Source organism: Staphylococcus devriesei, assembly GCF_002902625.1.
GTDB lineage: Bacteria > Bacillota > Bacilli > Staphylococcales > Staphylococcaceae > Staphylococcus > Staphylococcus devriesei.
Genome location: NZ_PPRG01000048.1, coordinates 1 through 21,832, shown reverse-complemented (window position 1 = coordinate 21,832; position 21,832 = coordinate 1). Strand labels below are relative to the sequence as shown.

Below are 21,832 nucleotides of genomic sequence, written 5' to 3'. Positions count from 1 at the left end.
CCGTCCCTTTTTAGTTGAACTTAGAGTTCTTTTTATATTTAAGGAGTGAAAAACTATTATGAACTACAAAGATACTTTATTAATGCCTAAAACTGATTTTCCTATGCGAGGTGGCTTACCAAATAAAGAACCTCAAATCCAAGAAAAATGGGATAGCGAAGATCATTATCAAAAATCATTAGATAAAAACAAAGGGAATCAAACATATATCTTACATGATGGCCCACCATATGCGAATGGTAACCTTCATATGGGTCATGCCTTAAACAAAATTATCAAAGACTTCATCGTGCGTTATAAAACGATGCAAGGGTTTTATGCCCCATACGTTCCAGGTTGGGACACACACGGTTTACCAATTGAACAAGCTTTAACGAAAAAAGGCGTAGACCGTAAGAAAATGTCTGTAGCTGAATTTAGAGAAAAATGTAAAGAGTTCGCATTAAAACAAGTTGAATTACAAAAGCAAGATTTCAAACGTTTAGGTGTACGTGGTGACTTTAGTGACCCATACATTACTTTAAAACCAGAATACGAAGCAGCTCAAATTCGTTTATTTGGTGAAATGGCTGACAAAGGTTTAATTTATAAAGGTAAAAAGCCTGTTTATTGGTCACCATCAAGTGAATCATCACTTGCTGAAGCAGAAATCGAATACCACGATAAACGTTCTGCATCTATTTATGTTGCTTTTGATATTAAAGACGCTAAAGGCGTAGTTGATGACGATGCGCAATTTATCATTTGGACAACTACACCTTGGACAATTCCTTCAAACGTTGCCATTACTGTTCATCCAGAACTTAAATATGGTCAATATAATGTAAACGGTAAAAAATATATTATTGCTCAAGCTTTAGCAGAAACAGTTTCAGAAGCGCTAGAATGGGATAAAGACACTGTTCAATTAGAAAAAGAATTTACAGGTAAAGAATTAGAATATGTAGAAGCACAACATCCATTCTTAAATCGCGTCTCTTTAGTTATTAATGGTGATCATGTTACTACAGATGCTGGTACAGGTTGTGTTCATACTGCTCCTGGACACGGGGAAGATGACTATATCGTAGGACAGAAATATGATTTACCAGTAATTAGTCCATTAGACGATAAAGGGGTCTTCACTGAAGAAGGTGGCCAATTTGAAGGTATGTTCTATGATAAAGCTAATAAAGCTGTAACTGATCTTTTAACTGAAAAAGAAGCATTACTAAAATTAGACTTTATTACGCATAGTTACCCACACGACTGGCGTACGAAGAAACCGGTTATTTTCCGTGCAACTCCTCAATGGTTTGCTTCAATCAATAAAGTTAGACAAGATATCTTAGATGCTATCGAAGAAACTAATTTTAAAGTAGATTGGGGTAAAACAAGAATCTACAATATGATTCGTGATCGTGGTGAATGGGTAATTTCCCGTCAACGTGTATGGGGCGTTCCACTTCCAGTGTTTTACGCTGAGAATGGCGATATCATCATGACGAAAGAAACTGTTAATCATGTGGCAGATTTATTTGCAGAACACGGTTCAAATGTATGGTTTGAAAGAGAAGCTAAAGATTTATTACCTGAAGGATTTACTCATCCTGGCAGTCCAAATGGCGAATTTACTAAAGAAACAGATATCATGGATGTATGGTTCGATTCTGGTTCATCTCACAGAGGTGTATTAGAACAACGTCCAGAATTAAGTTTCCCAGCTGACTTATACTTTGAAGGTAGTGACCAATATCGTGGTTGGTTTAACTCATCAATCACTACTGCCGTAGCTACAAGAGGACAAGCACCATATAAATTCTTACTATCTCATGGTTTTGTTATGGACGGAGAAGGTAAGAAAATGAGTAAGTCACTTGGTAACGTTATCGTTCCAGATCAAGTAGTAAAACAAAAAGGTGCAGATATTGCACGTTTATGGGTAAGTAGTACAGATTACCTTGCAGACGTACGTATCTCTGATGAAATCTTAAAACAAACATCTGATGTCTATCGTAAAATTAGAAATACTTTAAGATTTATGTTAGGTAATATTAATGACTATAACCCAAGCACAGATGCGATACCTGAAGCTGAATTATTAGAAGTAGACCGATACTTATTAAACCGTCTTCGTGAATTCACAGCAAGTACAATCGAACATTATGATAACTTCGACTACTTAAATATTTACCAAGAAGTTCAAAACTTTATCAATGTTGAACTAAGTAACTTCTATTTAGATTATGGTAAAGACATTCTTTATATTGAACAAAAAGATGCACATAAACGTCGTAGTATGCAAACAGTGTTATATCAAATCCTAGTAGATATGACTAAATTATTAGCACCAATCTTAGTTCATACTGCTGAAGAAGTTTGGTCACACACACCACATGTACAAGAAGAAAGTGTACATTTAGCTGATATGCCAGAAGTTGTAGAAGTAGACCAAGAGTTATTAGATAAATGGAATCAACTTATGGCACTTCGTGATGACGTTAACCGTGCATTAGAAGTTGCACGTAACAATAAAGTCATTGGTAAATCATTAGAAGCTAAAGTCGTGATTAGTAGTAACGATAACTTTAACGCAACAGAGTTCTTACAACAATTTAAAGACTTACAACAACTATTCATTGTATCTCAAGTAGAGGTTACTGATACTGTTGATAATGCTGAATCATATCAACATGGTGATATTCGCATTGATCACGCTGATGGTGAAAAATGTGAAAGATGTTGGAATTATAGTGAAGAATTAGGCCAAGTTGGCGAACTTACTCACTTATGCCCACGTTGCCAAGAAGTCATTAAAACATTAGTATAAAATTTAAAATATAAAAGATGTTAATCTTTAACCATGAATCCCTCAAATGATTTAATTAAATGATTTGAGGGATTTTTATAATTATTTTATGGATTAGCAATTTAAAATTTAAATGGTAAAAATAAAAAGTTATACAATGTTTGATCGTAGTTTGAAATGGCTATTGCTATTAATAAATAGTTCAAAACCTTTTGTTTTGAATAATAATGAAATAGAAGGAGTGTAAAAAATGGGTAAAGTTTTATTAACTGGCGCTTCTGGATATATTGGCGGCCACTTAAAAGAACAGTTAAAAGATAATCATGAAATTATAGCTATCTCAAGAAATGTAGATAATAAAGAAAATGAACATAATGTCACATGGAAAGCGGCAGATTTATTTGACATAGATGAAATTACTGAAGTAATGGAAGGGGTAGATACAGCCGTATATCTGGTTCATTCGATGATGCCTAATGCTAAACTGACTCAGGCTAGCTTTGAAGATATGGATGCGTTACTTGCCGACAATTTCGCCCGTGCTGCAAAAGTGCAAGGCGTTAAACATATTGTATTTATGAGTGGAGTTATCCCTAATGAAGATAATCTTTCAGCACATTTACGAAGCCGCTTAGAATGTGAAAGAATCTTAGGTTCTTATGGCGTTCCGGTAAGTACATTACGTGCAGGATTGATTATTGGCGCGAAAGGGAGTTCATATCCAATTTTAAAACGATTAGTAGAGCGTTTGCCTGCAATGGTGCTTCCAAGTTGGGCGTACAATTTGATCGCACCAGTTTCCATTGAGGATGTTATCGATAAATTAGCAGCATTAGTAGACCGTTCACCTAATGAAAATGAAGCATTTGATATTACAGGCCCAGATATTATGAATTATAAAGAATTAATTGGACGTACAGCAAAGGTATTAGATAAAAAACTTCCAATCTTAGATTTACCAATCATTCCTATTTGGCTTAGTCGATACTGGGTACAATTAATTTCACAAGTACCTAAGGAAATGGTTTATCCATTAATGAATAGCTTAGTTCATGACATGATTCCACAACCAAAGCGTACACATCCAGATTTTTCATTCGGGAGTATTACTTATGAAGAAAGTGTACGCCGTGCCCTTGAAGAAGAAAAAGATATGAATCAACATAAGAAATCAAAATCATCATCAAAAAATAAAGATAAAAAAGAACAAGTGAAAGACGTACGTGCAATTACTCGATTCAAAATTCCACAAAGTTTTTCAATGCGTGATGTGTCTCGTGAGTACGCAGATTTTATTAATAATATTACATTACATTTAGTAAATGGAACAATAAATGAAGATGAATTTAATATTAGATTACCTTTTATCAATCAATTTATTTTAAAAATGAAGAAAAAAGAACATAATTCTACTGAGGATAAAATTGTTTACAAGATTGTGGGTGGTAATCTCGCTTTAGCTAAAGATGGCGGTAACGCAAGATTTGAATTTAGACGTATTTTAGATACCAATGAAGGCTTAGTCGCGTTACAAGAATACGAACCTACGTTACCTTGGTCAGTATATAAATTCACGCAAGCAAAAGCACATAAAGCAGTGATGGATATCTTTAAACAGCATATGGATAAGTTAGCTACAAAAGAGGAAGAACAAATAGAAAACTCAAGCTTAAATAAAGTTCTTAGTAACTCTGCTATGACACTCGGTGCCATGGTTGGCGCTTGGGCAGGCGTTAAAATTTATCACAGATTGATTGAAAAGAAATAAATAGTAAATTAAGTCAATTCACTGACTACATAGTATTGGTGAATTGGCTTTTTATATTGAAAACTAACATACATAACGAGCTTATAAATTGCAAACTACATATAAAATTTGGTAAAATATTGAATATTTTAATAGCGAAGACCAAAAGTAAGTAACGTTACTAAGCAACACTAAATAACAATTAATGACTGTTAATTATAGACATTAGCATTAGGAGGCTACAATGTTTCATTCCAAAAAGGCACATTTCGTAAATGGAGTAACATTAAATGTAAGAGACTTAACTACCTTAAGACCGTTTTATGAAAGCGTGCTAGGATTTAAAGTCGTCACTGAAACAACGTTCTCAGTTCAATATGAAGTAGGCAACTCTAATCATTTCATTACTCTAAATGAAATTCATAATGGGAGAGAACCTTTATTATCTGAAGCGGGTCTATTTTATATTGGAATATTATTACCATCTATGAAAGACTTAGCTGATTTACTTGTACAAATGAGTGACTATGAAATACCAGTTAATGGGGGAGAACAAAGTGTGTGTACCTCTCTCTTTTTCGAGGATCCGGAAGGTCATGCTTTTAAATTTTATGTAGACCATGAGACGGATGATTGGATGTACGTCAATAATAGTCTAAATATGGATATTGAGGCTTTAAATGTGCCGCGTCTCTTAACAGAGGTATCAGATGAAAAGTGGCAAGGCATCCCTCATGATAGTAAGATAGGTAATTTGCATCTTAAGACGATTCGAATGACAGAGGTTAAAAATTATTATTTGAACTATTTTGGATTACAACCTTCTGCCTATTTAGATAAATTCTCACTATCTTTAGCCTCTTCACATTATCATCATCATCTTGCATTAAATCAATGGTTATCAAGCACTAAACGCATGGAAAATGAAAACTCTTATGGCTTAGCACTCATCGATTATTATTATCCTGAAACAACGCATATAAATATAAATGGACCTGATGGTTTACAATTTAGATTTAATTTTATTGAAGTAGTGTGATAAAGTGAAAAAATTAATTTTAGTTATGATATTAAGTAGTGCTATATTTACTGGTGGCGCACTATTTGATGGGGTTGATAATCAAGACATGACTCAACCTACGATTCATTTTTGGGAAAAGAATCCAATGAAATTTAATACCTATGTTAAAGGGCAATGCACGTATTACGTATTTAATCGTATTCGTCAAGATGGCAATATGATTAATAACAAGTGGGGTGATGCGAAACATTGGGCATCAAAAGCTAACGATGAAGGTTATAAAGTAGACCATATTCCTTCTGTTGGAACAATATTACAATATCCAAAAGGTGAACATGGACATGTCGCTTATATAGAAAAAGTGAATACAGATGGTTCGCTTATGGTTTCTGATATGAATTATCGAAACCCCTACGAAGTAACAAAACGAACGGTGTCTTCATATCAAGTGGATAACTTCAATTATATTCATCCGAAAAATAACGCAAAAACCTAATTTTAACTAATATATATTTTTATGCCATTCATAACTGTAGCTTTTTTTATATAAATGAGTAAGCTATAATGTAGAGTGTTGTCAAAGCGTTGAGGTGTGAATGGAGGCACGTGAATGAAAAAGAAATATTATGTAGGTTTGTCAGTAATAGTAGCTATTGTTATTTTAGCGATTGACCAAATAACAAAACGAATTATCGCAACTTCGATGAATATTGGAGATTCTTATGAAGTTATTCCTAACTTTTTGAATATAACGTCTCATAGAAATAATGGCGCTGCATGGGGTATATTAAGTGGTAAGATGGGCTTTTTCTACATTATTACACTTATCATTTTAGTCGTTCTTGTATTATTTTTTATTAAAGAAGCTAAATATAATATGTTTATGCAAGTCTCAATTAGTTTGTTATTCGCAGGAGCATTAGGTAACTTTATTGATCGTTTACTCAATGGTGAAGTAGTGGACTTTATTGATACAAATATTTTTGGTTATGCTTTTCCAATATTTAATATAGCAGATTCAAGCTTAACGATAGGTGTCATATTTATTGTTATAGCGTTACTTAAAGATGCATCATCAAAAGCATAGGAGGCTAAGATTTGGAAACTTATGAATACAAGATTGACAATGAACAACATGTCGGACAACGTATCGATAAATTGTTGTCAGATATGAATACAGATTGGTCTAGAAGTCAAATTCAAGATTGGATTAAAGAAGAATTAGTAACAGTTAATAATAAAATGATTAAATCAAATTACAAAGTTAAAATGAATGATCATATTGTAGTTACTGAAAAAGAGGTTGTTGAGGCAGATATTCAACCGGAGAACTTAGATTTAGATATCTATTATGAAGATAAAGATGTCGCAATTGTGTATAAACCTAAAGGAATGGTGGTACATCCTTCACCTGGGCATTATACAGGTACATTAGTTAACGGTTTAATGTATCAAATCAAAGATTTATCTGGGATTAATGGGGAAATCCGCCCAGGTATTGTCCATCGTATCGATAAAGATACTTCAGGGTTATTAATGGTTGCGAAAAATGACATCGCGCACCGAGGATTAGTTGAACAATTAGTAGATAAAACAGTAAAAAGAAAATATATTGCGCTCGTTCATGGCAATATTCCACATGATTATGGCACAATTGATGCGCCTATTGGTCGTAATGAGAAAGACCGACAATCAATGGATGTAGTAGATAACGGTAAAGAAGCAGTGACACATTTTAACGTTTTAGAACATTTTAATGACTATACGTTAATTGAATGTCAATTAGAAACTGGTCGTACCCACCAAATCCGCGTGCATATGAAATATATTGGATTCCCATTGGTTGGAGATCCTAAGTATGGTTCGCGAAAAACACTTGATATAGGTGGGCAAGGACTACATGCTGGAGTGATTGGTTTTGAACATCCTGTTACACATGAATATATAGAACGTAAAGCTGACTTGCCAAAAGAATTTGAAGACTTATTAGAAGAAATACGTCTAAGAGATGCATAAATATTAATCTTACTAAGGGGCAAGACGAGAGGATCTTCGAGATTAAATTAAATCTTCTCTTTGCTCCTTTAAATTGCATTATAAAATACCATAAATTTTTATTTGTTATGTTAAGTAGTTTTTTTGAAATTGGCATTGACTTATAGCTAAAAAAGCATTAAGCTAATTACAGTTCAAACAAGAAAACGGTGTCTTTAAAAGAAAGTCCAGAGAGGCTTCAAAGACAGAGTGCTAATTATATACATATTAAATAAACAATTTTATTATCTCTTAAAAGTTGTTTTAGTTAATTAGAATGTTATAAGTTTAAGTATAATTTAAACTTAACGTATATAAATTAAACCTCGTGTCTTTGAAAAGGCACGAGGTTTTTTCAATTTAAAGAGGTGAGATAATGTCTGAGCGTATTATTATGGATGAAGCAGCAATTCAACGTACTGTAACTCGTATTGCACATGAAATTCTAGAATACAACAAAGGAACACAAAACCTTGTATTACTTGGCATTAAGACACGAGGTGAATTTTTAGCACGACGCATTCAAAATAAAATTAGTCAAATCGAGCAGAAAACAGTTCCAACAGGTACTATAGACATTACGCATTTCAGAGATGATATTGAAATCTCAAATAAACAGATTACTAAAGAAGCTATTGAAATTGATGCGGATATTACTGATAAAGTAGTCATTATTATTGATGATGTTCTTTATACTGGCCGTACCGTGAGAGCTTCATTAGATGCCATATTATTACATTCTCGACCAAATAAAATTGGATTAGCTGCGCTCGTTGATCGTGGCCACAGAGAACTTCCGATTAGAGCAGATTTTGTAGGGAAAAATATTCCAACTGCTAAAGATGAAGCTGTGTCGGTCTATTTAGATGAGCGAGATTCATATAACGCAGTAGTAATAGAATAGATGACCTTTTAAATCAGTACGAGAGACTGAAAAAGGTGAAGTATTTAATGGTGAGTGTGTAAGATAATAGAATAACTTGAATCGTATCTTAACTTACCCATTTGTTTGAATACTTTATCACGTATCTATCGATAAGTATTAATATTTTACTTATCGGTAGCGTTATACGACTTTTTTAGTCTCTTTACATCAATATGTAAAGAGGCTTTTTTATATAGAAAAGGAGACAAAAAATGGAAAATGACCAAATGTTTGAACGCACAGTTAAACCAGTGCTAGATGTAAAAGACAAACCGAATCCAGCACAATGGGGGCTGTTGAGCTTGCAACACTTATTTGCAATGTTTGGCTCAACTGTATTAGTACCATTTTTAACCGGTTTACCAATATCTGCTGCATTATTAGCTTCAGGAATAGGAACATTACTTTATATCTTAATCACAAAAGCTAAAATTCCAGCATATTTAGGATCTAGTTTCGCTTTTATTACGCCTATTATTACAGGATTAAGCACGCATAGCTTAGGCGATATGTTGATGGCATTGTTTGCCAGTGGTGTGATGTATATCATCATTGGAATCTTTATAAAAATAAGTGGCACAAATTGGTTAATGCATTTACTTCCACCTGTAGTGGTCGGACCAGTAATTATGGTTATTGGTTTAAGTTTAGCACCTACCGCCGTAAACATGGCGATGTACGAGAACTCAGGGGATATGAAAGGATATAACTTAAGTTATTTAGTTGTCGCACTTATTACATTGTTAGTAACAATCATTGTACAAGGCTTTTTTAAAGGATTCTTATCACTTATACCAGTACTTATCGGTATTATAGTAGGCTATATTGTCTCAATCTTTATGGGATTAGTTAATTTTTCAGCAATTGCTAAAGCACATTGGCTAGAATTCCCACATATCTATTTGCCATTTAAAGATTATGTGCCTTCCGTTCACTTAGGATTAATCTTAGTTATGTTACCTATCGTATTTGTCACTGTGAGTGAGCATATTGGTCATCAAATGGTTATCAACAAAATCGTGGGACGAAACTTCTTTGAAGATCCAGGGTTACATCGCTCAATCATAGGTGACGGTGTTTCAACGATGTTTGCGAGTATTATAGGAGGACCGCCAAGTACAACTTATGGCGAAAATATTGGCGTTCTAGCAATAACTAGAATTTATAGTATTTATGTTATTGGTGGTGCAGCAGTAATAGCCATCGTATTATCATTCATTGGTAAATTCTCAGCTCTTGTTTCTTCGATACCTACGCCAGTAATGGGTGGCGTTTCCATCTTATTATTTGGAATCATCGCTGCTAGTGGTTTGAGAATGTTGGTAGAGAGCAATATCGACTTTGCTAATAATCGTAACCTAGTTATTGCATCAGTAGTGTTAGTAGTTGGTATTGGTAACTTACTTATCAACTTAAAAGGTTTAGGCGTTAATTTACAAATCGAAGGTATGGCATTAGCCGCACTTTCAGGTATTATCTTAAATTTAATTTTGCCAAAGGAAAAACATGAAACAAAAAACTAATTTAGCATAATTATTTATCAGGAGGCGCTTTATGAAAAACTTATTATCTATGGAACACTTAACAAACGAGGAAATTTACGACTTAATTCAAACGGCGAGTGATTATAAATCAGGTAAACAACCTTTACCACAATATAAAGAACAATTTGTATCAAACTTATTCTTTGAAAATTCAACACGTACAAAGTGTAGCTTTGAAGTTGCTGAACAAAAACTTGGTCTAAAAGAAGTTAACTTTGAAACAAGTACATCATCAGTACAAAAAGGTGAATCTCTTTATGATACTTGTAAAACTTTAGAAAGTATTGGCGTAAACTTACTTGTTATACGACACTCTCAAAATGCGTATTATGAAGAATTAGAAAACCTTAATATACCAATTGCGAATGCTGGAGATGGAAGCGGTCAACACCCTACTCAAAGTTTGTTAGATATCATGACAATTTATGAAGAATATAGTTCATTTGAAGGATTAAATATTTTAATCTGTGGTGATATTAAAAATTCACGTGTAGCTAGAAGTAACTTTACTAGTTTAACTTCATTAGGAGCAAACGTCATGTTCTCAAGCCCAGATGAATGGGTAGATGAGTCGCTAGATGCACCATATGTTCAAATTGATGAAGTAATTGATCAAGTAGATATTGTTATGTTACTACGTGTTCAACATGAAAGACACGGAATTACTGGTGAAGCGAATTTTGAAGCAGACGAATACCATGAACAATATGGTTTAACTAAAGCAAGATATAATAAGTTAAAAGATAAAGCGATAGTTATGCATCCTGCTCCAGTTAACAGAGGAGTTGAGATTGATACAGAATTAGTTGAAGCACCTAAGGCACGTATTTTTAAACAAATGGAAAATGGAATGTATTTAAGAATGGCAGTAATCAATAAACTATTATCAGGAAAAGAGGATTAAGCAATGAAATTAATTACCAATGCTCAAATTTTAGATAACGGTGAACTTAAACAAACATCGATTTTAGTTGATGGACAATACATCAAAGAAATTAACAGCACAATTGAAGTAGACGATAATGTTGAAGTTATTGATGCCCAAGGCCAATTTGTTGCGCCCGGATTAGTAGACGTTCACGTCCACTTACGTGAGCCCGGTGGTGAACATAAAGAAACAATTGAAACAGGTACAAAAGCAGCGGCACGTGGTGGTTTTACAACTGTGTGTCCAATGCCAAATACCCGTCCAGTACCGGATACAGTAGAACATATGGAACGTTTGCAACAATTAATTAAAGATAACGCTCAGGTGCGTGTGTTACCGTATGCGGCAATTACAGTTCGACAAGCTGGAAAAGAGCATGTAGATTTTGAAGCCTTAGCTAAACAAGGCGCATTTGCTTTTACTGATGATGGGGTTGGAGTACAAGAATCAGCTATGATGTATGAAGCAATGCAGGCAGCGGCGAAGGTTAATAAAGCGGTAGTCGCTCACTGTGAAGATAATAGTTTAATTTATGGTGGTGCAATGCATCAAGGCAAACGCAGTGAAGAACTTGGTATACCAGGAATTCCAAATATTTGTGAAGCAGTGCAAATTGCTAGAGATGTCTTACTTGCTGAAGCTGCTGATTGTCATTACCACGTATGTCACGTATCAACAAAAGAAAGCGTAAGAGCAATTCGTGACGCTAAAGCAGCAGGTATTCATGTAACTGCTGAAGTTACACCACACCATTTATTACTAACTGAAGACGATGTGCCAGGTGATAACGCCATTTTCAAAATGAATCCTCCTTTAAGAAGCAAAGAAGATAGAGAAGCATTATTAGAAGGGTTACTAGACGGTACTATCGATTGTATTGCTACAGACCATGCACCTCATGCTAAAGAAGAGAAAGATCAACCAATGGTTAAAGCACCGTTTGGTATTGTAGGTAGTGAAACAGCATTCCCATTATTATATACACACTTCGTGAAAAATGGTGACTGGACACTACAACAATTAGTAGATTATTTAACAATTAAACCAGCTCAAACCTTTGATTTACCGTACGGCCGATTAGAAGAAGGAAGCTTTGCAGATTTAACAATCATTAACTTAGATGAAGAGCGTGAAATCAAAAGAGAAGATTTCTTATCTAAAGCTGACAATACACCATTTATTGGATATAAAGTTTACGGTAACCCAGTCTTAACCATGGTTGAAGGTGAAGTTAAATATAAGGAGGGCAAGTAAGATGTTCGAACGACGTTATCTTGTTTTAGAAGATGGAACATATTATGAGGGTTATAAATTAGGTTCTGATGATTTATCTATTGGGGAAATTGTGTTTAATACTGCAATGACAGGATATCAAGAAACAATTTCAGACCCTTCATATACAGGTCAAATTATTACATTCACGTATCCTTTAATCGGAAACTATGGTATTAATAGAGACGACTTTGAAACACTTACACCAACGCTAAATGGTGTAGTAGTTAAAGAAGCTAGCACACATCCTAGTAACTTTAGAAAACAAAAAACATTACATGAAGTACTTGTACAATATAATGTTCCTGGTATTTCTGGTGTAGATACACGTAGTATCACACGTAAAATCAGAGAACATGGTGTTTTAAAAGCTGGATTCACAGATAATAAAGAAGAAATTGAGCAATTAGCAGCTAATTTGAAAACTGTCGAATTACCTCGTTATGAAGTTACTACAGTATCAACTAAAACGCCTTACGTATCTACTGGTTCAGATTTAAGCGTTGTACTATTAGATTTCGGTAAAAAGCAAAACATCGTACGTGAGTTAAATCTAAGAGGATGTAACGTAACAGTAATCCCTTACGATACTACTGCAGAACAAATTTTAGCATTATCTCCTGATGGTGTAATGTTATCAAATGGTCCTGGAGATCCTGATGAAGTTAAAGTAGCTTTAGATATGATTAACGGTATTTTAGGTAAGGTTCCTTTCTTCGGAATTTGTCTAGGACACCAATTATTCGCACTATCTCAAGGTGCTAAATCATTCAAAATGAAATTCGGTCACCGTGGTGCTAATCATCCTGTTAAAGATTTACGTACTGGCAAAGTTGATATCACGAGTCAAAACCATGGCTATGCAATCGATAAAGATTCACTAGCAGATACAGACTTAGAAATCACACATATTGCTTTAAATGACGGCACTGTAGAAGGTTTAAAACATAAAAAATTACCGGCATTTTCAGTACAATATCATCCTGAAGCAAGACCAGGCCCAAGTGATTCAAACTATTTATTTGATGAGTTCTTAACAATGATGAAGGAATTTAAAGAAAAGGAGCATACTATCAATGCCTAAACGTGACGATATTCAAACTATTCTAGTAATTGGTTCGGGTCCGATAATTATTGGACAAGCTGCAGAATTCGACTATGCTGGTACACAAGCGTGTTTAGCGCTTAAAGAAGAAGGCTATCGAGTTATCTTAGTGAATTCAAATCCTGCGACAATCATGACAGATAAAGAAATTGCCGATAAAGTTTATATCGAACCGTTAACTCATGACTTTATTGCACGCATTATTCGTAAAGAACAACCAGATGCCTTACTACCTACTTTAGGTGGTCAAACAGGTTTAAACATGGCTATTCAATTACATGATAGTGGTGTGTTAAAAGCAAATAACGTTAAACTACTTGGAACAGAACTAGAGTCTATCCAACAAGCTGAGGATAGAGAGTTATTCAGAACGCTAATGAATGATTTAAATGTGCCTGTACCTGAGAGTGATATCGTAATTACAGTTGAACAAGCTTTTAAATTTAAAGAACAAGTGGGCTATCCCTTAATCGTTAGACCAGCATTTACAATGGGTGGTACTGGTGGTGGTATCTGTTACAATGACGAAGAATTGAAGGAAGTAGTAAGTAACGGTTTACATTATAGCCCAGCTACTCAATGTTTAATTGAAAAATCTATTGCCGGCTTTAAGGAAATTGAATATGAAGTAATGCGCGATAAAAATGATAATGCAATTGTTGTATGTAATATGGAAAATATCGATCCAGTAGGTATTCATACGGGAGATTCAATTGTAGTAGCGCCAAGTCAAACACTATCAGATGTTGAATATCAAATGTTAAGAGATGTTTCACTTAAAGTAATTAGAGCATTAGGCATCGAAGGTGGCTGTAATGTTCAATTAGCATTAGATCCTTATTCATTAAATTATTATATTATCGAAGTTAACCCACGTGTGTCGCGTTCATCGGCTTTAGCTTCTAAGGCGACAGGTTATCCAATTGCTAAACTAGCAGCGAAAATAGCAGTTGATTTAACGCTTGATGAAATGTTGAACCCTATTACTGGTACTTCATACGCCGCATTCGAACCAACATTGGATTATGTTATTTCTAAAATTCCTCGTTTCCCATTTGATAAATTTGAAAAAGGTGAACGAGAATTAGGTACACAAATGAAAGCTACCGGTGAAGTAATGGCGATTGGACGTACGTATGAAGAGTCATTATTAAAAGCAATACGTTCATTAGAATATGGCGTGCACCATTTAGGATTACCAAATGGCGAAAGTTTTGATATTGATTACATTAAAGAATGCATAAGCCATCAAGATGACGAGCGTTTATTCTTTATTGGTGAAGCCATCCGTCGTGGCACAACATTGGAAGAAATACATAATATGACGAAAATTGACTATTTCTTCTTAAATAAATTCCAGAACATTATTAATATTGAACATGAATTAAAAGAGCATGCAGGAGATTTAGAATATCTTAAATATGCTAAAGACTATGGCTTTAGTGATAAAGTAATAGCGCACCGTTTTGGTATGACGGAAGAAGAGGTTTATCAATTACGTCAACAGCATGATATTAAACCGGTATATAAAATGGTAGATACATGTGCTGCAGAGTTTGAATCTACTACACCATATTATTATGGTACGTATGAAACTCAAAACGAGTCTATTGTCACAGAAAAAGAGAAGATTTTAGTTCTTGGATCTGGACCAATTAGAATCGGACAAGGGGTAGAATTCGATTATGCTACTGTCCATGCGGTATGGGCTATACAAAATGCAGGTTATGAAGCAATCATCGTTAATAATAACCCTGAAACTGTATCAACAGACTTTTCAATTTCAGATAAATTATACTTTGAACCATTAACTGAAGAAGATGTAATGAACATTATCAATTTAGAACAACCTAAAGGTGTGGTTGTACAATTTGGTGGACAAACAGCCATTAACTTAGCTGATAAATTAGCAAAACACGGCGTTCAAATCCTAGGGACTACATTAGAAGATCTAAATCGTGCAGAAGACAGAAAAGAATTTGAGGCACTATTGCATACTATTGATGTTCCCCAACCTAAAGGTAAAACGGCTACATCTCCTAAAGAAGCTCTTGAAAATGCGCGTGAAATTGGCTATCCAGTAGTCGTAAGACCATCATATGTACTAGGTGGTCGTGCTATGGAAATTGTTAATAGCGATGCAGAACTAGAAAATTACATGGAACAAGCTGTAAAGGCTAGTCCAGAGCATCCTGTATTAGTAGATAGATACTTAACAGGTAAAGAAATTGAAGTTGATGCTATTTCTGATGATGAAACAGTCATTATTCCAGGTATTATGGAACATATTGAACGTGCAGGTGTTCATAGTGGTGACTCTATTGCAGTATATCCACCACAAACACTTAGCCAAGAAGATCTCAATACTCTAGAAGATTATACAATTAAGTTAGCTAAAGGACTTAACATTGTTGGATTAATAAACATTCAATTTGTTATTGCACATGACGGCGTATATGTATTAGAAGTAAACCCACGTGCAAGTCGTACGGTCCCATTCTTAAGTAAAATTACAGATATTCAAATGGCACAACTTGCGATGCAAGCAATTATGGGTACAAAACTTAAAGATTTAGGATATAAACAAGGTGTTCAACCATATTCAGAAGGCGTATTTGTTAAAGCACCTGTATTCAGCTTTAATAAATTAAAAAATGTAGACGTGACGCTTGGACCTGAAATGAAATCTACCGGTGAAGTTATGGGTAAAGATCTTACATTAGAGAAAGCTTTATACAAAGGTTTAGTAGGTAGTGGCGTAGAAGTTAAAGATCACGGTACTGTTTTAATCACAGTAAGTGACAAAGATAAAGAAGAAATTGTGAAAATTGCACATCGCTTAAATGAAGTGGGTTATAAAGTTTTAGCTACACAAGGCACAGCAGAAAAATTAAATGAACACAATATTCCAGCTGAAGTTGTAGGCAAAATTGGTGGAGAAAATGATTTACTAACTCGTATCCAAAATGGGGAAGTACAAATTGTTATTAATACAATGACTAAAGGTAAAGAGGTTGAAAGAGACGGTTTCCAAATTCGTCGAACAACTGTTGAAAATGGCGTACCTTGTTTAACTTCACTTGATACAGCTAGTGCTTTAACGAATGTTATAGAAAGTATGACATTTTCAATGAGAAATATGTAATATGGAAATAAAGTAGGATAGACAACAATTGAAATACATGTAAGGTAAGGTTGGTTCATTATTTGTTTATACAAAACTTAAATCATTAATAACGCAACCTCCTTACATATTTGTATATGCTAGATTTTATTTCTGCAAAGGAGTTACTTAAATGAGAGATTTACCAATTATAGCTTTAGATTTTGAGTCGGCTGATAAAGTTAATGCTTTTCTCGATCAATTTAATGAGCCTTTATTTGTAAAGATTGGAATGGAATTGTTCTATCAAGCAGGACCAGAGCTAATTAAATCAATTAAAACACGAGGCCACGATATATTTTTAGACCTTAAGTTGCATGATATTCCAAATACGGTTGAAAAAGCGATGGAAGGTCTAGGAAAATTAGAAGTCGATTTAGTAAATGTTCATGCTGCAGGTGGAGTAGAAATGATGAAAGGCGCGGTAAGAGGACTTAAAAAATATAGTAAGCATACTAAAATCATTGCTGTAACTCAGTTAACATCTACTACAGAAGAAATGTTACACAATGAGCAAAACATTCAAACAACCATTGAAGAAGCAGTATTGAATTATGCTAAATTAACGCAACAAGCAGGCTTAGATGGTGTAGTATGTTCACCATTAGAAGCAAAATTATTAACGAATGAGTTAGGGGCAGACTTTTTAAAAGTCACACCAGGTATTCGACCACAAGGGGCAGCTGTAGATGATCAAAAACGTATCACTACACCTGAAGATGCTAAACAATTAGGGGCTACACATATCGTAGTAGGGCGACCAATCACACAAAGTGATAATCCAGTAGAAAGCTATACAAATATTAAGGAAAGTTGGTTAGGTTAACATGGCAAAAGCAATTGCAAAATCGTTATTAGATATTGAAGCAGTGACTTTATCACCTAATGATTTATTTACATGGAGCTCAGGTATTAAATCTCCAATATATTGTGATAACCGTGTAACATTAGGTTATCCTGAAGTACGTGGAGCAATTCGTGATGGTTTAAGCCAACTTATTACTGAAAAGTTTGACGATGTTGAGATTATTTCAGGTACTGCAACAGCTGGCATTCCACATGCGGCTTACATTTCTGAACAATTAAATTTACCAATGAACTATGTACGCTCTAAAAGTAAAAGTCATGGTAAACAAAATCAAATTGAAGGTGCCCAAAGTAAAGGCAAGAAAGTTGTTGTTGTTGAAGATTTAATTTCAACAGGAGGTTCATCTATAACTGCAGTTGAAGCGCTTCAAGAAGCAGGAGCAGATGTACTGGGCGTAGTAGCTATCTTTACTTATGGCTTAGCTAAAGCAGACCAAATGTTTAAAGATATTAATGTACCTTTTTATACATTAAGTAATTATAATGAGTTAATTGAAGTTGCACGTGAAGAAGGTAAAATCTCAGAAGATGACATTCAGACTTTAGTTGATTGGAGAGACAACTTGTAATAAGCTATGTCTAAAAGGGGACAATGCCATTGACTAATGAACGGGAAAGCAATACTTTTTATACTCAAATGAAACACATTAATGATTTTTTATATAGAAAAGACAATTTCAAAATGCCGGATCAAACTATTTCAATAGATTATAGTATTGAGAAAATGAGTGCAAAAGAATCAAAAGTGAGTATGGATGCCTTTAAACACACAAGTGATGTCTTTAAAAAAGCGAAAGAAAGTTTACGGCAAAAAGGTGAAATTTAAATGCAAAAGTGGTACATGTACGACAAAATCTTCCAGAATAATGGAAAAGAGGTCGAACATGTACCACTTTAATATATCTATAGTTAAACCTAATAAACTCTAATCTTAACGTATAAAAATTTTAATAAGAATCCATCCAATAAATAAGACAATAAGCATTGCTAAGATAGGTATAATAAAATGCATCATAAGCGAAAGCCTCCCGTTAAACTTTAATTTAATTTTAACTGTAAATCTAAATAAGTCAAAAAATTAAGATACTACTTTATATGTAAATAAAATTAATAAATTCGAATTAAAGGACGTTTAAATTTTTTCAAAATAAAGATTATTAGTTTAGAATAGGTAGTGAATAAACAAACATATATAGGGGGATTACCGTGGAAATACCTAAAATAACGACGTTTTTAATGTTTAATAATCAAGCTGAAGAAGCTATTAACTTATATACAAGTCTATTTGAAAATAGTGAAATCTTAACGATGGTCAAATATGATGAAGAAGGTCCAGGTACACCAGGTACTGTACAACATTCTATCTTCACTTTAAATGGTCAAGTTTTTATGGCTATTGATGCCGACAACGGTGAAGAATTACCTATGAATCCATCAATTTCATTATATATCACTGTTGATAATGCTATGGAAATGGAACGATTATTTAGTGGTTTGAAAAAAGAAGGTGCTATCTTGATGCCGAAAACATCTATGCCTCCATTCCGTGAATTTGCTTGGGTTCAAGATAAATTTGGAGTTAGCTTCCAACTTGCATTGCCAGAAAAGTAATCTTACGTTATGTAAATAAATGAAAAAAGGCTACGAAATCTTTAGAGTCATGTTAGATTTCGTAGCCTTTCTCATTTTATGATTGTTTCATACGTTGAATATGATCGTAATCAGGTGTAGCAAATAAAGTTTTTTGATTATCGTAAGTAACAAATCCAGGCTTCGCACCTGAAGGTTTATGCACATTTTTTATTTCTGTATAATCTACCGGGATTTGGCCTGAGTTTCCTGCTTTAGAAAAATAGCCTGCCAACATTGCAGCTTCCTTAATTGATTGTTCACTTGGGGCATCATTAAGTATGACCACATGCGAGCCTGGAATATCTTTAGTATGGAACCATAGATGAGATTTTTGTGCTTTATGCTTAGTTAAGTAGTCATTTTGTTTATTATTTTTACCTACTAAGATAGTATCTCCGTCAGTAGATAGATAAGTCTGAAGTTGAATTTTATCATTCTTTTTCTTCTTCACATTTTTACGTTGCTTCATAAAGCCTTGTTCAGCTAATTCATCTCGAATATCATCAATTTCATCTACAGTAATATGTTCGAGTTGTTGTTCAATATTTGCAAAGTAATCAATATTTTCACGCGTTAATTTAATTTGATGAGTTAGTTCACGTTCACGCGTTTTCATACGATTATATTGTTTGTAATAATATTGCGCATTGACTGAAGGAGACTTAGTTGGATTTAAAGGAATCGTTACTTCTTCATTAGTGTAATAGTTGAGAGCTGTAACCGATTCATCTCCCTGTTGAATACGGTAAATATTAGCCGTAATTAATTCTCCATATAATTGCTGCGTCTCTTTATTCTTCGCACTTTCATATTCATCAATTAATTTACTTAACTTATGTTGATATTTTTGTGATTGTTGTTGCACGAAACGTACTAAGTCATTGGCACGTTGTTTTACGCGTTCACGTTCTCCGCGCGCATCATAATAGCGATCTAATAATTCATGCAATGAATCATATTCAACCATATCATCATGAAATTGCTCTAATTTCATAAAATAGAAATCTTCTTTCCCAGTTTCGTGATTTTTATGGAAAATGGGTTTCACTGTTTGAAGCATTTGAGCCATCACTTCATCATATGCTTTAGGTAATGTTTCAGTTGTCATAAATTGGTAACGCTCAACAATCTCATTTGTAATTAAAGGACTGAATCCTTCAAATGTGCTTAATAATTGTTTAGCAAGCTTACCAGCATTAAAATCAATATATTTTAGTGCTTCCTTACCATTTACTTCGAAAGGATTAAGTTTATTCTGAGTCGGAGGAGCTTCATACTTGAAACCTGGCATGACAGTACGATATTGATTTGTATTTGGAGTTAAGTGTTTAAATCCTTCAATAATCTTATAGTTATCATCAACTAATAATAAATTGCTATGCTTGCCCATAATTTCTAAGATAACTGTACGATAAATGGTATCGCCAATTTCATCCTTACTTTCAACATCGATTTCAATATGGCGATCATTACCAATTTGACGAATATTTTTGATGATGCCACCCTCTAAATGTTTACGAAAAACCCTTGCAAACATTGGTGGATCGAATGGATTATCATATTTCTTTGTAGTGATATGCATTCTTGAAAAACTAGGATGAATAGATAATAGAAGTGTATGATTTTTACGCTGTTGTCGAATTACCATCAAGATTGTATCATTTTCAGGTTGGTTGATTTTATGAATTCTTCCAGATACTAAGAATTGTAATGATTCAACCATTTTTCTCGTGAATAAGCCATCATATGCCATAATTAATTTCCACCTTCAATTTAATCATTCATTATATTGTAACATGGCAAAATAATAGCGTCATGAGTTAAGTTTATCTACCTCACTCTATACAATTCAAACGACAATGTGATATTATATTTAAATAATAGAAGAATAGCTTAGAGAGGTCGTAAGTCATGGATAATGAAAAAGGATTACTAATTGTTCTTTCAGGTCCTTCTGGAGTAGGTAAGGGAACTGTACGCAAAGAAATATTTGATGATCCAACTACATCATATAAGTACTCTATTTCAATGACTACACGTAATATGCGTGAAGGTGAGATTGATGGTGTAGATTACTTTTTTAAGACAAAAGAAGAGTTTGAAGCTTTAATTCAGGAAGATCAATTTATTGAGTACGCTGAGTATGTGGGAAATTACTATGGTACACCTGTTCAATATGTGAAAGATACAATGGCTAATGGACATGATGTATTTTTAGAAATAGAAGTTGAGGGTGCAAAACAAGTAAGAAAGAAATTCCCCGACGCCTTATTTATCTTTCTCGCGCCACCTAGTTTAGAACATCTAAAGGAACGCTTAGTTGGACGAGGTACGGAATCTGATGAAAAGATTCAAAGTAGAGTTAATGAAGCACGTAAAGAAGTAGAAATGATGAATCTATACGATTATGTAGTTGTAAATGACGAGGTTCATTTAGCTAAAGAACGTATTCAATCCATTGTTGAAGCAGAACATTTAAAAAGAGAACGTGTAGAAGCTATATATAGAAAAATGTTATTGGAGGCCAAAAAATAATGTTAAACCCACCATTAAATCAGTTACAATCACAAATCAATTCAAAATATCTAATTGCTACAACTGCAGCCAAACGTGCACGTGAGTTAGATGAAAAGCCTGAAAGTGCTTTATTAAATGGTTATCATTCAGCTAAGCCAGTGGGTGAAGCGTTAGAAGAAATTGCTAGCGGTAAAATCACTCCAGTAGTTCCTGAAGAATTTCAAGCATAAGTTTGATAATTATCATGCACAACGTTGCTTTAAATAATATCTGTCTCTTATACACATCT

19 protein-coding genes are annotated in these 21,832 nt (G+C 33.9%); 18 read left to right on the top strand and 1 reads right to left on the bottom strand.

Annotated elements, in window-relative coordinates; all coding sequences use genetic code 11:
• Positions 1 to 58 precede the first annotated feature (58 nt).
• The 16 genes from ileS (at position 59) to CD147_RS07705 (ending at position 19,005) form a co-directional block, all read left to right on the top strand.
• Positions 59 to 2,809, top strand: a complete 2,751-nt coding sequence (ileS, locus tag CD147_RS07780; protein ID WP_103166847.1) for an isoleucine--tRNA ligase — start codon at positions 59 to 61, stop codon at positions 2,807 to 2,809.
• A 229-nt stretch (positions 2,810 to 3,038) separates the two neighbouring features.
• Positions 3,039 to 4,556: an NAD(P)H-binding protein gene (locus tag CD147_RS07775; protein ID WP_103166846.1), complete on the top strand. Its 1,518-nt coding sequence runs from the start codon at positions 3,039 to 3,041 to the stop codon at positions 4,554 to 4,556.
• A 223-nt stretch (positions 4,557 to 4,779) separates the two neighbouring features.
• Positions 4,780 to 5,574: a VOC family protein gene (locus tag CD147_RS07770; protein WP_103166845.1), complete on the top strand. Its 795-nt coding sequence runs from the start codon at positions 4,780 to 4,782 to the stop codon at positions 5,572 to 5,574.
• Positions 5,575 to 5,578: 4 nt separating this feature from the next.
• Positions 5,579 to 6,052 carry a CHAP domain-containing protein gene (locus CD147_RS07765; RefSeq protein ID WP_103166844.1) on the top strand — a complete coding sequence of 158 codons (474 nt, stop codon included), beginning with the start codon at positions 5,579 to 5,581 and terminating at the stop codon, positions 6,050 to 6,052.
• 114 nt (positions 6,053 to 6,166) lie between these two features.
• On the top strand, positions 6,167 to 6,643 hold the full coding sequence (gene lspA, locus CD147_RS07760) for a signal peptidase II (RefSeq protein ID WP_103166843.1): 477 nt from the start codon (positions 6,167 to 6,169) through the stop codon (positions 6,641 to 6,643).
• 11 nt (positions 6,644 to 6,654) lie between these two features.
• Positions 6,655 to 7,572, top strand: a complete 918-nt coding sequence (locus CD147_RS07755) for an RluA family pseudouridine synthase (RefSeq protein WP_103166842.1) — start codon at positions 6,655 to 6,657, stop codon at positions 7,570 to 7,572.
• A 394-nt stretch (positions 7,573 to 7,966) separates the two neighbouring features.
• Positions 7,967 to 8,494, top strand: coding sequence for a bifunctional pyr operon transcriptional regulator/uracil phosphoribosyltransferase PyrR (gene pyrR / locus CD147_RS07750; RefSeq protein WP_103166841.1), 528 nt, complete (start codon positions 7,967 to 7,969; stop codon positions 8,492 to 8,494).
• Positions 8,495 to 8,727: 233 nt separating this feature from the next.
• The gene (locus tag CD147_RS07745; RefSeq protein WP_103166840.1) at positions 8,728 to 10,038 is read left to right on the top strand and encodes a uracil-xanthine permease family protein; all 1,311 of its coding nucleotides are present in this window, start codon (positions 8,728 to 8,730) and stop codon (positions 10,036 to 10,038) included.
• A 31-nt stretch (positions 10,039 to 10,069) separates the two neighbouring features.
• Positions 10,070 to 10,963 (top strand): aspartate carbamoyltransferase catalytic subunit, encoded by an 894-nt coding sequence (locus tag CD147_RS07740; RefSeq protein ID WP_103166839.1) that lies wholly within the window; start codon positions 10,070 to 10,072, stop codon positions 10,961 to 10,963.
• Between the two features lie 3 nt (positions 10,964 to 10,966).
• Entirely contained in the window at positions 10,967 to 12,241 is a 1,275-nt protein-coding gene (locus tag CD147_RS07735; RefSeq protein WP_103166838.1) for a dihydroorotase, read from the top strand.
• Between the two features lies 1 nt (position 12,242).
• Positions 12,243 to 13,343, top strand: coding sequence for a carbamoyl phosphate synthase small subunit (locus CD147_RS07730; RefSeq protein WP_103166837.1), 1,101 nt, complete (start codon positions 12,243 to 12,245; stop codon positions 13,341 to 13,343).
• Positions 13,336 to 16,509 carry a carbamoyl-phosphate synthase large subunit gene (gene carB, locus CD147_RS07725; RefSeq protein ID WP_103166836.1) on the top strand — a complete coding sequence of 1,058 codons (3,174 nt, stop codon included), beginning with the start codon at positions 13,336 to 13,338 and terminating at the stop codon, positions 16,507 to 16,509. Before CD147_RS07730 ends, carB begins: the two co-directional genes overlap by 8 nt.
• 151 nt (positions 16,510 to 16,660) lie before the next feature.
• The gene (gene pyrF, locus CD147_RS07720; protein ID WP_103166835.1) at positions 16,661 to 17,353 is read left to right on the top strand and encodes an orotidine-5'-phosphate decarboxylase; all 693 of its coding nucleotides are present in this window, start codon (positions 16,661 to 16,663) and stop codon (positions 17,351 to 17,353) included.
• Position 17,354: 1 nt separating this feature from the next.
• Positions 17,355 to 17,963: an orotate phosphoribosyltransferase gene (pyrE, locus tag CD147_RS07715; protein WP_103166834.1), complete on the top strand. Its 609-nt coding sequence runs from the start codon at positions 17,355 to 17,357 to the stop codon at positions 17,961 to 17,963.
• 29 nt (positions 17,964 to 17,992) lie between these two features.
• Complete coding sequence (locus CD147_RS07710; RefSeq protein WP_103166833.1) at positions 17,993 to 18,220, top strand: hypothetical protein; 228 nt, start codon at positions 17,993 to 17,995, stop codon at positions 18,218 to 18,220.
• Positions 18,221 to 18,600: 380 nt separating this feature from the next.
• The gene (locus CD147_RS07705; RefSeq protein ID WP_103166832.1) at positions 18,601 to 19,005 is read left to right on the top strand and encodes a VOC family protein; all 405 of its coding nucleotides are present in this window, start codon (positions 18,601 to 18,603) and stop codon (positions 19,003 to 19,005) included.
• Between the two features lie 76 nt (positions 19,006 to 19,081).
• On the opposite strand, the gene CD147_RS07700 is transcribed toward CD147_RS07705, so the two are convergent.
• Entirely contained in the window at positions 19,082 to 20,779 is a 1,698-nt protein-coding gene (locus CD147_RS07700; RefSeq protein WP_103166831.1) for an Rqc2 family fibronectin-binding protein, read from the bottom strand.
• 158 nt (positions 20,780 to 20,937) lie between these two features.
• Here CD147_RS07700 and gmk point away from each other — a divergent pair, with 158 nt between their 5' ends.
• A complete protein-coding gene (gmk, locus tag CD147_RS07695) occupies positions 20,938 to 21,561 on the top strand; it encodes a guanylate kinase (RefSeq protein ID WP_103166830.1) in 624 nt (207 codons plus the stop codon).
• Entirely contained in the window at positions 21,561 to 21,773 is a 213-nt protein-coding gene (gene rpoZ / locus CD147_RS07690; RefSeq protein ID WP_103166829.1) for a DNA-directed RNA polymerase subunit omega, read from the top strand. Before gmk ends, rpoZ begins: the two co-directional genes overlap by 1 nt.
• Positions 21,774 to 21,832 lie beyond the last annotated feature (59 nt).